General features: G+C 50.1%; 13 protein-coding genes. 8 read left to right on the forward strand and 5 right to left on the reverse strand.

Features of this window, described 5'->3' with window-relative positions:
- Positions 1 to 2 precede the first annotated feature (2 nt).
- The 4 genes from WBJ47_RS11850 to WBJ47_RS11865 form a co-directional block, all read right to left on the reverse strand.
- On the reverse strand, positions 3 to 749 hold the full coding sequence (locus tag WBJ47_RS11850) for an SDR family NAD(P)-dependent oxidoreductase (RefSeq protein ID WP_422242695.1): 747 nt from the start codon (positions 747 to 749) through the stop codon (positions 3 to 5).
- A 2-nt stretch (positions 750 to 751) separates the two neighbouring features.
- Positions 752 to 1856, reverse strand: a protein-coding gene (prfB, locus tag WBJ47_RS11855) for a peptide chain release factor 2 (RefSeq protein ID WP_422242696.1) whose coding sequence is annotated in 2 segments (ribosomal slippage) — positions 752 to 1774 and positions 1776 to 1856 — 1104 coding nt in all. Because the reading frame shifts where the segments join, the coding sequence is not laid out codon by codon here.
- 87 nt (positions 1857 to 1943) lie between these two features.
- A complete protein-coding gene (gene recJ / locus WBJ47_RS11860) occupies positions 1944 to 3653 on the reverse strand; it encodes a single-stranded-DNA-specific exonuclease RecJ (RefSeq protein ID WP_422242697.1) in 1710 nt (569 codons plus the stop codon).
- Positions 3635 to 4555 (reverse strand): hypothetical protein, encoded by a 921-nt coding sequence (locus tag WBJ47_RS11865; RefSeq protein ID WP_422242698.1) that lies wholly within the window; start codon positions 4553 to 4555, stop codon positions 3635 to 3637. The genes recJ and WBJ47_RS11865 overlap by 19 nt, the downstream gene beginning before the upstream one ends.
- 57 nt (positions 4556 to 4612) lie before the next feature.
- Between WBJ47_RS11865 and WBJ47_RS11870 the strand changes: the two genes are divergently transcribed.
- The 3 genes from WBJ47_RS11870 to WBJ47_RS11880 are packed head-to-tail and all read left to right on the forward strand — an operon-like array spanning position 4613 to position 7377.
- A complete protein-coding gene (locus tag WBJ47_RS11870; protein ID WP_422242719.1) occupies positions 4613 to 5893 on the forward strand; it encodes a lipoprotein-releasing ABC transporter permease subunit in 1281 nt (426 codons plus the stop codon).
- A complete protein-coding gene (gene lolD, locus WBJ47_RS11875; RefSeq protein ID WP_422242699.1) occupies positions 5886 to 6581 on the forward strand; it encodes a lipoprotein-releasing ABC transporter ATP-binding protein LolD in 696 nt (231 codons plus the stop codon). The genes WBJ47_RS11870 and lolD overlap by 8 nt, the downstream gene beginning before the upstream one ends.
- The gene (locus WBJ47_RS11880) at positions 6571 to 7377 is read left to right on the forward strand and encodes a TatD family hydrolase (RefSeq protein ID WP_422242720.1); all 807 of its coding nucleotides are present in this window, start codon (positions 6571 to 6573) and stop codon (positions 7375 to 7377) included. The genes lolD and WBJ47_RS11880 overlap by 11 nt, the downstream gene beginning before the upstream one ends.
- A 43-nt stretch (positions 7378 to 7420) precedes the next feature.
- Here WBJ47_RS11880 and WBJ47_RS11885 read toward each other — a convergent pair whose 3' ends face one another.
- The gene (locus WBJ47_RS11885; protein WP_422242700.1) at positions 7421 to 7876 is read right to left on the reverse strand and encodes a hypothetical protein; all 456 of its coding nucleotides are present in this window, start codon (positions 7874 to 7876) and stop codon (positions 7421 to 7423) included.
- Between the two features lie 200 nt (positions 7877 to 8076).
- Here WBJ47_RS11885 and WBJ47_RS11890 point away from each other — a divergent pair, with 200 nt between their 5' ends.
- The 5 genes from WBJ47_RS11890 (at position 8077) to WBJ47_RS11910 (ending at position 14915) form a co-directional block, all read left to right on the forward strand.
- A complete protein-coding gene (locus WBJ47_RS11890) occupies positions 8077 to 8802 on the forward strand; it encodes a response regulator (RefSeq protein ID WP_422242721.1) in 726 nt (241 codons plus the stop codon).
- Positions 8799 to 10160: a sensor histidine kinase gene (locus WBJ47_RS11895; RefSeq protein WP_422242701.1), complete on the forward strand. Its 1362-nt coding sequence runs from the start codon at positions 8799 to 8801 to the stop codon at positions 10158 to 10160. The genes WBJ47_RS11890 and WBJ47_RS11895 overlap by 4 nt, the downstream gene beginning before the upstream one ends.
- Before the next feature lie 83 nt (positions 10161 to 10243).
- The gene (locus WBJ47_RS11900) at positions 10244 to 12757 is read left to right on the forward strand and encodes a DNA internalization-related competence protein ComEC/Rec2 (protein ID WP_422242702.1); all 2514 of its coding nucleotides are present in this window, start codon (positions 10244 to 10246) and stop codon (positions 12755 to 12757) included.
- A gap of 139 nt (positions 12758 to 12896) precedes the next feature.
- Positions 12897 to 13859, forward strand: a complete 963-nt coding sequence (locus WBJ47_RS11905) for a tripartite tricarboxylate transporter substrate binding protein (RefSeq protein ID WP_422242703.1) — start codon at positions 12897 to 12899, stop codon at positions 13857 to 13859.
- Positions 13860 to 13952: 93 nt separating this feature from the next.
- Positions 13953 to 14915 carry an alpha/beta fold hydrolase gene (locus tag WBJ47_RS11910; RefSeq protein ID WP_422242722.1) on the forward strand — a complete coding sequence of 321 codons (963 nt, stop codon included), beginning with the start codon at positions 13953 to 13955 and terminating at the stop codon, positions 14913 to 14915.

Consider the following 14915-nt stretch of genomic DNA (forward strand, 5'->3'; position numbering starts at 1 on the left):
GATCAGGCGTGATGTTGACGAATATCGTCGATGGTTTTGCTGCCAAAGGCGTCGCTTTCGATAACCTTTAGAAGTCGTTGGGCCACAGACGCTGGGTCTGCCAGTTGATTGCTTTCTTTAAAGCCAATAAAGCGCTCCAAAGAGGGAAGTGCATCTTTGGAAGTGGCACGGATTGTTTCTTGCATTGGCGTGTCAATAATGCCGGGGGCCATCGAGACAATGCGTGCACGGGGGCCTTGATCAAGCTGTGCCGCTTCGGCATAGCGGTCCATGGCAGCCTTGGTCGCGCAGTAAACGGCCCAGCCAGAGCTCGCATTTCGACCTGCGCCAGAAGAGATCAGCATGACACGACGATCGGTCGCCTGAGGTGAGCTGTTTAATACATGTGCAGTCAGAAAAATGGCTGAAGTGATGTTGACATGAAATGCATCGTTGATTGCATCTAAATCTGTCAAATGCTGACTTTGTGAAATAGGTTTAACGACACCTGCATTGTGTATAAAGCGTACATGCGAATGTCCATTGATCAGCGCAATAAGCTGTGAGGCAGCATGTTTAACCGAAGGAGTATCTGACAGATCGACTTCGAGTTGTGTCAGAGAGGTTCCGTGAGCCGCTGCAATATCAACGAGTGCTTGAGAGCTCTTGCGTGACAATGTCACAAGATGTTCACCATGCGCGGCAAGTTGCTCAGCCATCGCAGCACCCAGACCACGTGTTGTACCTGTCAAAATCGTGAGCGTTGTCATTTTTATACTCCTTGCTTTAAGCTTGCCTGGATAAACGGATCCAGGTCGCCATCCAGGACCTTTTGCGTATTGGAGATCTCTACGTTGGTGCGCAAGTCTTTAATGCGGCTCTGATCCAGCACGTAAGAACGAATCTGGTGCCCCCAGCCCACATCAGTTTTGGCATCCTCCATCTTTTGCTGTTCAGCCATGCGGTTGCGCATTTCAAGTTCGAACAATCGCGACTTGAGCATTTGCATTGCTTCGGCACGGTTACGATGTTGTGAGCGATCATTCTGGCATTGCACAACGATATTGGTCGGAACGTGGGTAATGCGTACCGCAGAGTCGGTTTTGTTAATGTGCTGACCACCCGCACCGCTTGCGCGATAGGTGTCGACGCGCAAATCTGCGGGATTGATATCGATTTCGATTGAATCATCGACTTCGGGATAAACAAAGACGCTTGCAAAAGAAGTGTGACGTCCTCCTGAAGAGTCAAACGGGCTCTTGCGTACAAGTCTGTGCACACCGCTTTCTGTGCGTAAAAAACCGAAGGCGTATTCACCCTCGATTTTAATAGTGGCAGATTTGATACCAGCCACTTCACCTTCTGATTCTTCGAGAAGCTCTGCTTTAAAACCCTTGCGCTCGGCGTAGCGTAAATATTGTCGCAAGAGGATCGATGCCCAATCCTGCGCCTCTGTGCCACCCGCACCCGCTTGAATATCTAAAAAGCAATTAAGGGGATCTGCAGGGTTTGAAAACATTCTTCTAAATTCCATCCCCTCAAGGGTGGCCTGGAATTGTTCTGCATCGGTTTCAATCGCGATTAAGGTTTCATCATCATTGTCTGCGGCAGCCAGTTCGAACAGTTCGGAGGAGTCTGCTATGGACTGTGCCAACGTGGTCAGCGTTCCCACCACGTCTTCGATACTTTTTTTCTCGCGCCCAAGCTCCTGAGCCCGCTTAGGGTCGTTCCAGACGTTGGGGTCTTCTAGTTCGGCATTGACGACATGGAGTCGTTCAGCTTTGACATCGTAGTCAAAGATACCCCCGAAGTGCTGCCTCACGCGCGGCATAATCTAAAAGGCGTGAGGAAATTTGATTTTGACGTTCTGCGTCCATGTGCTTTGGTTTCCGCTATGTATAGATATAACTCCGTAGTTTAACGGAGTCTCAACAATGCTTCAGCCAGATATGGCCTGCATCAAATCAGGCAGTTTCGGCATGTTCCACGATCAGTTGAACAGAAATGACGCCATTCCAGACGTTTTGATCCAATCGGTAGGCCATTTTGACAAATTCAGGCAGTCTGTCTGTGTGATTGAACCAGATTGCGTCAAATCTTTGATGGCCGCGCTGAACAGAGAGCTTCAGGTGTTTTTCACCGACCAGCTTTTGGCTCTGAACCTTGAAAGTATCGAGAAATAGAGGTGCTGCAAAACCGGCTCCCCAGACCTGTTGCTCCAAAATATTCGCGACTTGAGCGTTTGCATAGCCCTCTTCGAGCGATCCATCCGTTTCGATCACGGGTTCAAAGCTCGTTCTTCCGGTGAGCTCCGTGACGGCAAGATCAAAGGCTGGCGCGAACCGATCAAAATCATCTTTGCCGAGAGTCAGGCCCGCGGCCATCGCGTGACCGCCAAACTTACGGATCAGTCCAGGATGCCGTTTGGAAACCAGATCTAAGACATCGCGCAAGTGCACATCCGGAATCGAGCGTCCGGAACCGCGTAATTCATCATCACCCGCAGGAGCAAAAGCGAGGGTGGGGCGGAAAAACCTTTCTTTTAAACGCGATGCGACAAGTCCAACTACGCCTTGATGCCACTCAGGATGAAAAACACAGACTGAGGCGCCGAGTTTGCCAGCCTGAACAGACTCAGTAGCGGCAAGGGCTTGTTCTTTCATCACGTTCTCAATCTGCCTGCGCTCACGATTGATCGTGTCCAGTTCACGTGCCAACTCGAGCGCTTGCATGTCGTCATTTGTGATCAGACACCGTATGCCGAGCCCCATATCGGCCAGGCGACCCGCAGCATTGATGCGCGGCCCTAGGGCAAAGCCTAAGTCAAAAGCACTGGCGGCTTGAGGGTCTCGTGCTGCAACAGCAAATAAAGCACGGATGCCTGGTTGCATGAGGCCTTTGCGCATACGCTCAAGGCCACGCGTGACAAGTAATCGGTTGTTAGTGTCCAGTTTGACGACGTCGGCTACGGTGCCTAGCGCCACTAAATCCGCCAGCGCATCAAGACGCGGTCCTCCATTGGCAGGAAAGCGCCCTCGACTTCTGAGTTCTGCTCGAAGCGCAAGCATCAGATAAAAAATCACTCCCACACCAGCAAGATTTTTGGAAGGAAAATCGCAGCCAGGCTGATTAGGGTTGACGATGGCAAGCGCTTGCGGCAACAGGTCTCCAGGAAGATGATGATCCGTGACGATCACACCAATTCCGGCCGCATTGGCCGCCGCGACACCGTCAACACTTGCAATGCCATTGTCCACAGTGATCAGCAAATCAGGACGTCCGGCGGGATGTTGGCAAGCTAAGTCTACGACGGCAGGGGACAGTCCGTAGCCAGTCTCAAAGCGGTTAGGCACCAAAAAATCGACGATCGCGCCCATTTCTGTTAGCGCACGCATGCCGACCGCACAGGCCGTTGCACCATCACAGTCGTAATCCGCCACAATGAGCATACGCTTGCGTGCAGTGATTGCATCCGCTAATAACACGGCAGCATGTTCAGCTTGGGTAAGCGTCTTGGGCGCGAGCATGGCCGGCCAGTCAAGCTGAACATCTTCTTGGCTGCGTACACCTCTTGCAGACCAGAGTCGCGCGAGCAAGGGGTGGATGCCAGCGGCTTGTAGGCGTGTGCTGGTGTCAGTGTCTGTCGCGCGTACAGTTAGTTTTGGCGTATCCACCAGGTCGTCCAATTTTGAGTGCGGCGGGGCATGAGGCGCTGCCACCAAGGTTGTTGTGATGGGCTGAGTCTGACGATTCTGCGTTCACCCACTAATGTCAGGCTCGCATCTTCAGGCAAATTTGAAATCTGTTTTGATAATTGGGGCAAGTAATCTAGCCAAGTGGCCCAGTCATTTTCTAAGAAACTCTTTGCCAATAGATTGGTGTATTCAGTGGTCGCTGTTCTTGGGGTCGGTTTCCAACCCTGTGCGCCTCCGTAAAGCCATAGACTATTGATGGGCTCCAGACCGTTGGCAGTTCGTTGTGCGTTCACTGGATGCGTATGCCAAACCATCTGTACTTCATTCAGTAGTTTGCGCCAAGTTTTTGTTGATTCGTCTTGTGGCCACCAGTCAGAAACCGATAGGGTGGAGACCGCTGCAGGTGATATTGAGCGAATGCGCGCATCAGGGGCAAGCCACACTCTCCAGCGACCAGTTTCTATTGGCAGCACTGAAATCCCACATTCACGCCACAATGGCTGCACAGCCTCAAATAATGCATCTGCGTGAGCCGGGTCGAGACCAAGAGAGTCGGGAATGGCGAGTGACGCGCCATCTCGACCAATGGCGACAGAGCACAAATCAGCCACCCAAACAGGATCACCAGGCTGGATCATCCCTGCACGAAGCGGGCCGAGTCCGGCTCCAACGCTATGACCAATTTCTCCCGAGTAGCCAAGTGCAGAAAGTTCAAGAAACTCTAATGCAGAACAACCCGTTTCTTCAGGTGGGCATGTCGTCACGACTGCGCGAAGTCGCGTCATGCGTTGAACCAGCTCTGGGCAGCGTTCCTGCACGTGAGGAAGAAGGTCTGCCGCGACGGTATAAGAGGGAAGTGATCCCGGAATGATCAGATGCATAAGCTGAATTGTAGTGGGATGGCTTCCGGTTTGGGGGTTTGGTGCGATAATGGCAGGGTGTTTAAATTACCTTATGAACTTTGGATTGGTGCTCGCTATGCGGGCCTGAGTCGCTCTGGGCCCCGCGGGGGTCGTCGCGACGGCTTTGTGTCGTTCGTGGCAGCGACTTCGATGGCTGGGATCGCGTTAGGTGTCGCAGCCTTAATTGTTGTGCTGTCAGTCATGAACGGTTTTCAGAAAGATGTGCGTGATCGTATGCTTTCTGTTTTGCCCCATATTGAGATTTTTGTTCCCGGTGGGGATCCCTCTCAGATTCTTGAACAATGGACCGAGCTTGCCAAGCAAGCACGACAATCCCCTCAAGTAACGGGTGCAGCTCCCTTTGTCGCTGCGCAGGCAATGCTCATGCGTGGCCAAGATTTGCGTGGTGTTCAAGTGCGCGGTATTGATCCTGTTTCAGAAAAAGAAGTCTCTGAAGCAGGTCGCCAAATGGTGCGGGGCAAACTCACCGATCTCAAACCAGGTGCCTTTGGTATTGTGCTTGGTCAAGAATTAGCTGATTTGCTCCAGGTCAGAATCGGTCAAACCGTCATGATGCTAGCGCCTGCCGCTAATATTAGCCCGGCTGGTTTTACTCCTCGAATGCGCCAGTTCACCTTGGTGGGTACTTTCCGCTCTGGTCATTACGAGTACGACTCCTCCTTGGCATTTGTGGATGCCTCCGATGCGGCCAAAATGTTTCGGGATAGCGGGTTGGCGGGGGTCAGGCTGAGGGTTGATGATATGCATCAAGCACCTGAGATCGCCCGATCATTGATCCCTTTGCTGCCAAACAACGTCTCAATCGGGGATTGGTCACGCAACAACCGAACATGGTTTGCTGCCGTTCAGACCGAAAAGCGCATGATGTTTTTAATTTTGGCTTTGATTGTTGCTGTCGCAGCGTTCAATCTGTTGTCTTCTTTGGTGATGGCGGTCAAAGACAAGCAATCTGACATCGCAATTCTCCGTAGTTTTGGAGCAACCCCTGGCGAGATCGCGCGCATTTTCCTTGTTCAGGGTGCTTTGATTGGTGTGGTAGGCACGTTGCTAGGGGTTGTGGGTGGTACCGCAATTGCCTTTAATGTGGATGTGCTGGTGCCCGCAATCGAAAGGCTGATTGGTGCACAGTTTTTACCCAGAGAAATTTACTTTATCAGTGCGTTGCCTTCCGATCCGCGCATGGCTGACATTACGACCATCGGTGTGACCTCGCTTGTGATGTCGCTGCTGGCCACGCTTTATCCCAGCTGGCGCGCGTCTCGTCTGCAGCCTGCAGAGGTACTCCGCCATGACTGATCAAGCGCTCGATTTTGCCCTGCAAGCCAAAAATCTTTGCAAATATTACGACGATGGCAATGTGCGTATCGATGTACTGCGTGAAGTGAGTCTTGATATAAAACGTGGCGAATTAGTGGCGATTATTGGTGCGTCGGGCTCTGGCAAAAGCACGTTATTACATGCATTAGGCCTGTTGGATTTACCGACTTCTGGAACCATTCGCGTGGCAGGACAGCCCTCCGAGGGTTTGTCTGAGTCAGCCCGCAGCCGACTTCGTAATCTTGAATTGGGTTTCGTCTACCAGTTTCACCATTTGTTGCCTGAGTTTACTGCGCTTGATAATGTGGCGATGCCTTTGATTGTGCGTCGTGACAGCCGTGAAAGTGCACGTGCGGAGGCACTCAAAGTATTAGAGCTTGTCGGTCTTTCTGCGCGTACAACGCATTACCCTGGTCAGCTTTCTGGCGGGGAACGCCAACGGGTTGCGCTCGCTCGGGCCCTCGTGACACGCCCAGCTTGTGTTTTGGCCGATGAACCCACAGGCAATCTCGATCGTCATACGGCGCAACAAATGTTCAAGTTGCTCAAGCAAGTTAATGCGGAATCTCGGACTGCATTTTTGATCGTGACGCATGACCCAGAGCTTGCTGCGCTGGCGGATCGACGCCTCTACATGGATGCTGGGCGACTGGTCAATGCGCCTTGATACACATTGTCATCTTGATGCCACAGAGTTCGACTTAGATCGCGATGCAGTGATTGCGCGTGCGCAACAAGAACATATTCAGGCCATTGTGATTCCAGCTGTGAACGCTGGAAATTTCGAGCGCGTACGTGTGTTAGCCCACTCTTTTGATCAGGGGTTTTATGCATTAGGGATTCATCCGATGTGCGTACAACATGCTTCAGAGCAAGATTTACACCTTTTGCATACACTGCTCAACCGTCATCGCGGTGATCCAAAATTAGTTGCGATCGGTGAAATTGGTCTAGATTATTTTGTTCCTGAAATTTCCCAAGGTGCACCGCGCCAGAAACAAGAATTTTTTTATGAGTCACAACTCGCTCTTGCTTGTGAGTTTGATTTGCCCGTGTTGTTGCATATCAGACGATCGCAGGATATGGTGCTCAAATATTTACGACGGAGTCAGGTTCGAGGAGGTATTGCACATGCCTTTAATGGGAGCATGCAACAGGCCAACCAGTTTGTAGAAAGAGGCTTTGCACTGGGAATCGGTGGTGCAATGACTTACAGTCGTGCTCTGCAAATACGACGTTTGGCTGTTGAGCTGCCGCTCAGTGCTCTGGTGCTTGAAACCGATGCACCTGATATAGCCCCCGCATGGTGTCATGACAATCGGCGCAATGAGCCTTGCCAAGTAGCAGAAATCGCTCGAACGCTTGCGACACTCAGAGGTATGACAGAGGCTGAAACACTCTTTGAAACGGCGAAAACAGCACTGCGAGTTCTGCCAGGATTGGCAGGACTCGCAGTGAAGTGAAGCACCTCAATCAATGGTTGAAGCAGAGACCTCTGTCCATTGTTTAACTGGCTTGTGCACCCTGTTGACGTTGGCAGCCACCTTTACGTTCAGGTAAGGCGATCCCTTTTTCTTTGGCTCGCTTTTCCATTTCAGTCCGCATACTCATGCGAATAGCTTTTCGCTCTTCTGGATTCTGTGCGGCTTTCATTTTTGCGCGCATCGCTGTACGTTCTTCGGGTGTCATCAGCTTGCTCATTTCAGAGCCCTGACCATTTTTTCCGTGTTGCTTACCTTGACCCGACCCTTGCCCCATACCGTGACCCTGGCCATGTTGCATGCCGGGACCCATGTTGCTGCTTGGACTTGTCTTGGAGTCCGCTGAAGGCGTAGCGGTCGACAGCGAAGAAGTTGTATCCGTTGATTGTGGTGCAGTCGCCTGAGCTTGGGCATTGGCGAAAGCCAGTGATATGCCCAAAGTTGCCAAGAGCGTCATTGCGAGGTTGCGTGTGCTTTTCATGATCAATTCCCTATTAAGGTGAAGTTGCCGCCATCACATTGCAAGTGGAGCGGATGAGTCGTATTGAATCAGTTCAAACGCCTTTTTTTATGTCGATTGACAGTGAATTTGTAGCTTTAAGCGCCAAAGCTCAAGTTTGATACATTGCAATACAATTTAGGAGTGAATACTTCTTTTCACCAGGGGAGGATGTGGGCATGATGAGCGCTATGGATCATATTCTCATCGTTGACGACGATCGCGACATTAGAGACTTGTTGAGCGAGTATTTACAAAAGCAGGGATATCGGACCACCGTTGCCGCAGACGGTCGCACGATGCGTGCTGTGCTTGCGCGCCAAGAACCTACACTGATCGTGCTGGACTTGATGTTGCCTGGCGAAGATGGGCTGACGTTATGTCGCGAGGTCAGGGCGCATTCAGATGTGCCCATCATCATGTTGACCGCGCGCGGTGAAGAGGTAGATCGTATCGTTGGCTTAGAGATGGGTGCGGATGACTATCTTTCCAAGCCCTTTAGTCCCAGAGAACTCGTAGCGCGTATTAAAAGTATCCTCAGGCGAACGCGGGCTTTACCCTCAAATCTCAAACCAGATCACATTAAGACGATGCACTTTACGGGTTGGACACTGGATGTCGTCACCCGCAATTTGATCTCGCCCGAAGGCGTGACGATTGCTTTGAGCGGTACAGATTTCAAATTATTACGGATATTTCTTGATCACCCCAATCGGGTGCTGACACGCGATCAGCTAATTGATATGACACAGTCTCGCGATGCGGGTCCCTTCGATCGCAGCATTGATTTACAAGTGAGTCGTCTTAGGCGTCGCCTGAATGACAACCCAAAAGATCCCACGATTATCAAGACATCCCGCGGAGAGGGCTATGTCTTGGCCTCTGAAGTTGTGTCGGACACCGCATGAAATTATTTCCACACTCCCTATTTAGTCGTTTAGTGATGATCTTTTTAGTTGTGTTGATCGTTGCTCAGGGCATAAGTTTGACGATCGTTCTCCAAGATCGGGGAGAGTTTTTGTCTAGAACAAGTGGCGTTCAGTCTGTGCGTCGGATTGCAGATACAGTCATCTTGTTGGATACCGCAAACGTTTCTGAGCGAGAGCGACTCGTCAAGCTCTTGAGTTCCCCAGTCATGCGTGTTGTCCTTTCACCCGAAGCCACTAGTCTAAAAAGTCTTCGTCCGCCTAGAGACAAAAACGACTCACCTCAGGCTGTGATGTTTTCATCGATTCTACAAAGAATTTTAGGGCGCGACCGAGAAATTCGATTGGCCGTTTTAGATCCTCAACAAGGCGATGCAGTCGGGCGTCATCGAGGTCGTTTACATGCATCCGTCTTTGTACAAGTTCGCCTGCAAGACGGGAGTTGGGCAATCTTTGATTCACAGCTACAACCGGAGGCTTGGACATGGCCTTACAGAGCAATGTTGAGTGTGCTGGTATTGATTGTGACTGTTGTGCTGCTTGCGGTATTTGGAGTACGTTGGGTCACCAGACCCCTTAAAAACTTTTCCATTGCAGCGACTGAACTAGGTAAAAATATCAATCGGCCGCCTCTACCTGAAACAGGTCCTCTAGAAGTTGCTCAGGCAGCTAGGGCTCTCAATGGTATGCAGATGCGCTTATCGCGATACCTGCACGACCGTACCCGTATTCTTGCGGCAATGTCTCATGACCTGAAAACACCCATTACACGAATGCGTCTTAGGGCAGAATTACTGGATGATGAACCGATTAGAGAGAAGTTCATTCGTGATTTGAGCGAACTTGAAAAAATGGTCACTGGCACGTTAGATTTTATGCGGGGGATTGAAACGACAGAAGTCATTCAACCGCTTGATATCAACGCACTCATTGAAAGCTTACAAGATGATGCACGCGAATCTGGTCATTCGATTGAAATGATTGGTCATGCTTCGGCTCCGTATCCGTGCCGGCCTCAAGCAATGAAAAGATGTCTGTCTAATTTATTAGAAAATGCCATTAAGTACGGAAGCTCGGCTCAGGTGCAGGTCATGCAATTGCCTGCTTCACTCCATATTGTCATTTCTGACCAAGGTACCGGCGTTCCTGAGCATGAGCTAGAACGGTTGTTCGATCCTTTTTATCGTTTAGAGTCCTCACGTAATCGAGATCACGGTGGAACGGGCTTAGGCTTAACGATTGCGCGCAGTATTGCCGAACAGCATGGCGGCACTTTGACCTTGAAAAATGGTTTTAAAACAGGGCTTGAGTGCCACCTCGACCTCCCTCTGCGCACGTAGTATTACGACAGGTCAATACCGTTCACACACCCGTGACAAGTTGTTCAAGACGAAGCACTATGGCGTGTTTCGTCGAGGTGTAAATGGGTAGGTTAATTGCACTTTCCATCGTTGCAGCTTGTGTTTATGTTCAAACTTTAGCGCACTTGCCGCAATGGCTGGATGTGCTTGGCCTGTGTTTGATCGTTTGTTCTGCATGGATTTTTCTATACAGTTGCTCTGGTTTTACTGTTATTGAGAAATACTCTTTTGCAAAACAGAGTGTTCAATATTTGAATCGTGCCATGATTTTGGCTTTGGTATTGACAGCCTCACTTGCCTGGTCGACTTGGAGAGCGCAATTGCGGATGTCGGATCAGCTGTCCCCAGAGCATGAAAATGTCGTCTCTCGCATCCAATTTGAAATCACTGGCATGGTTCAAGATCAAGGTGATAGTTTTAGATTTGAGGCTGAGGTTTTACCCCACAGTCAGACTGGAGAGCGTTTAAAGGGAATCCCTCGCCATATTCAAGTTGTCTGGCGAAAACCCGATGCTGAACATGCTTCACTAGTCATATTACCTGGTCAGATTTGGCGCGCTGCACTTATTTTTCGACAGCCTAGGGGAGCCTTAAATCCACACGGCTTTGATTATGAGGCGCATTTATTGAGTCGCAATATTCGTGCCATCGGACGTGTGCGTGGAAATCCCGTTCTCGTCACTGAAATTCGAATGGCTTCGCTTCAAGTGATGGTCTCTCGGGCACGTCAATACTTACGTCAAGCGATGCGCAAACATGTTGCCGACATGACTTTTGGAGCCGTCCTGATTGCACTGGCGATCGGGGATCAAGACAGCGTTCTAGCGGAACACTGGGAAATATTTAACAAGACTGGCATTACGCATTTGGTTTCCATTAGTGGCTCGCACGTCACGATGCTGGCGGCATTTGGAGGCATCTCCATGCTTTGGTTGTGGAAACGTTTACGTTGGCGTGGTCGGGCTTTAGCGGAGCACATTCCTGCAAAGATCGTTGCGGGTATCGCCGCGTTAAGCGTGGCTTGGCTTTACTGTCTGTTGGCGGGCTGGGGAGTACCTGCTAGGCGTACGTTTTTTATGCTTCTGGTGTCAGGCCTTGCAATGTTAGTGCGTTTACCTATTTCAGCTAGCAGTGTGCTTTGTCTAGCGGCGGCGGTTGTGACGATCATTGATCCATGGTCACCCCTTGCAACAGGCTTCTGGTTATCGTTTGGTGCGGTGGCAGTTTTATTTTATGTTGGATCGCAAGCTCAATTGAACGCAGAGGGGACTCTGACATTTAGAGTGCGTTGGTGGATAATCTTTAAAGAGTCTGCGCGACTACAGTGGCTGATTACTTTAGCGATGCTTCCCGCACTCGCATATTTATTTCAACAAGTTTCTGTGACTTCTCCGATTGCCAATGCGGTTGCGATTCCAGTGATTACTTTCATTGTGACCCCACTTGCCCTGTTGATGGCACTCACAGCACTCATTCCAGGCGTAGAGGTCTTAGCCGGTTGGATTGCTTGGTTTGCACACTGGGCACTAGACTGGACAATGGTGCCCGTGACCTGGCTTGCCTTTGTTCCAGGTTCTTCAATGTCCGTTGCAGCAATGCCTGTTTGGTGTTTATTACTTTCCTTAATTGGAATTGTCTGGGCCTTACAGCCTCCTGGTATTCCTGAGCGGTGGGTGGGATGGACCTTGCTATTGCCAGCTTTGACATGGCAGCCTCAAACATTATCAGCGGGTGCCTGGCAACTAACGGCCCTTGATGTTGGCCAAGGTGGTGCAATCATTGTGCGTACCCAGCGTCACTCTTTGGTGTTTGATGTCGGTCCGCGACTAGGTGTCAGTGATGCAGGTCAACGCGTCGTGTCACCCGCACTACGTGCACTGGGTGTGCGACATATCAATGCTTTGATCATTTCACATCCAGACATTGATCATGCAGGTGGTTTACCCGGTTTATTACGCGAAATGCCCGTCTCTTTAGCGTATGCAAGTTTCAATTTGGAACACCTTTTAAATCATACCCAAAGCGTCCTGAAACTTCCCGCACCGATTGTGCGACCTGATGAGGTGTTGATGTGTCAAGCAGGGGTAAGTTGGATCTGGGATGGCGTGACCTTTACTTTCTTGCATCCTGTGACAAATACCAAGGATGAGGGAGCTTCAATGGTCAAGCATATGAGCAAGAAAAAAGTCAAAACAAATGCACATAGTTGTGTGCTTCACATACAGGGTAAACATCATTCAGCTCTGTTGCCTGGTGATATTGGTAACAGGCAAGAGAAAGAGCTGTTAGGTCATGTGCGGGCTGATGTTGCCTTAGTGGCGCATCATGGCTCAGCCACATCTTCCTCAGAAAGCTTCATTTCTCAGTTAGGCGCTCGTCATGCGATCGCCCAGGTTGGGTATCTCAATCGCTTTTCGCATCCTGCGCCTCAGGTCGAACAGAGGTGGAAAGCATTACAGACCATTTTTTGGAGAACAGATCGCGATGGTGCGGTGACTGCTGAATCAAGCAATACAGGGTTGACTATTTTTTCTCAAGCACAAGAGCGCAAGAGGTATTGGCATGACAGAAACTGAGTGCTGGTCAAAATGGTAAATTTTTTTTTATCTCGCCAGTTTTTTGACAGTAACTCAGAGTAAAGTAATCCATACTCATCCTGACTGCAGCGTGAAGGAGTTAGGATGCCAAAAAATAAAAGACTGAGGAGATTGAGAGATGCAATTTGTAAAAATAGCCAAAATCGCAGGTGTCATGTCGCTCGCCTTGATGGGTGCGACTCAGGTCGCTGCACAAGTGATTAGTGAAAAACCTGTCCAATACATTATTCCATTTCCGCCCGGCGGCGAGTCTGATGTTGTAGCGCGTTTGCAGGCTGACATTTCAGCTAAGCAATTCAAGCAACCTATGGTTGTCATAAACCGCGCAGGCGCGGGCGGAGCCCTTGTATGGAGCCAGTTAAACAACTATCCCAATGACGGCACCAACATCATTGGCGTCAATATTCCGCACATCATGTTGCAACCTTTACAAGAAGGCACTCAGTACAAAACCAACGATATTAACTCTGTCTATTACTATCACTTTACGCCTGATGCTCTGATGGTGTCGGCCGACAGTCCTTATAAGACTTACCAAGAGTTCATTGCCGCTGCCAAGAAAAATCCTGGCAAGATGTCGCTTGCAGGATCTGCGCAGTACTCTGCCAATCATATGGCCACTGAGCGTCTGAACAAATTGGCAGAGGTCAAAGTCAACTATGTGCCGTTCAAAGGGACAGGAGACTTAATTGCCTCACTGATTGGTATGCATGTTGACGGTGCAATGGGCTATTTACCCTTGGCGATTCAACAGAAAAATCGCGTGCGTACCTTAGCTGTGGCCACTGAAAAACGTCATCCTGCTCTTCCCGATGTACCAACCTTTAAAGAGCTTGGGCTCAATTGGGTGGATGGCGCCTATAGAGGTATTGCCATGCCAAAGAGCACACCGATCGAGACACAAAAGAAAATGTCTGATTACATGGCAAAGCTTAATGCGGATCCCGCTACAAAAACACGCTTGGAAGAGGGCGGTTTTGTTCTGGTCGACATCCCGCTCGAAAAGATCCCTGCTTTCATGAAGGAAAAGGAACCCTTGGTGATGGAAGACGCTCGCAACGCAGGAATGCTTAAGAAATAAGCTATTGCTGCAGTGCAGCGATTACTCCCGGGTCAGTACTACAATAAGGTATCCGTTCGAGCATTCGCCGAACAAGACCCGGGGGAACTCACCATGCTGTTGCCACGTTTGCAAGCCGTGACCTGCTCCAGTCCCGCAGGACTGCATCGCATGGCTTATTACGAATGGGGAGATTCAGACAACCATGAAGTTGTCCTCTGCGTTCACGGCCTCACGCGGACAGGTAGAGATTTTGATGCCCTGGCTAAAGTATTGTCCAACCGATATCGAGTGATTTGTCCTGATGTGGCCGGACGTGGTCTTTCGGACTGGTTGTCCAATCCCGCACTCTACGGGTTGCCCCAGTATGTTTCAGATATGGTCACTTTGATCGCCCGACTGCAGCCTGAGCGCTTGCATTGGGTCGGAACATCAATGGGGGGTCTTATTGGTTTAGTGTATGCAGGTGCTTTGGCACAAGCGCGTCATTCGAATGCGACTTTGACACCTGCGCAGAGTCACACCCCCGTACCTTCTACGCAACTGCGCCTGGACTCAATTGTTTTAAATGATGTGGGGCCTCATCTTGAGCCAGCTTCTTTGGCACGCATTGGCTTGTATGTGGGCGAAAATGTCAGTTTTCCAAGTTTTGATCAAGCAGTTCAATATGTGCGTATGACTTGTGAAAGTTTTGGCCCGCACACGCCTGAACAGTGGGCCGACCTGACGCGTTATGTTTACGTTGAGAGAGCGGGTCAGTGGATTAAGCATTATGACCTCTCTTTAGCCGTGCCTTTCAAGCAACTCACACCTGAGCTCGCTGCTCAGGGTGAGGCATTTCTTTGGGGGGCATTTTCATCTCTTACTGCACCCATACAAATTATTCGTGGACAGCAATCTGATTTATTGTCAGAACAAACCTGTCAGAAAATGCTGCAATATCAGCCCCAAGCGCGTTTGACTGAAATCGCTGGTGTTGGACACGCTCCCACTTTGATGGAGACGGCTCAAATTGACGTGGTGACAGAATTTTTATTGAGTCAGACAGCGCAAGACTCACAAGCTTTTAGGCATTGA

The organism is Zwartia sp. (genome assembly GCF_049655405.1).
Taxonomy (GTDB): Bacteria; Pseudomonadota; Gammaproteobacteria; order Burkholderiales; family Burkholderiaceae_B; genus Zwartia.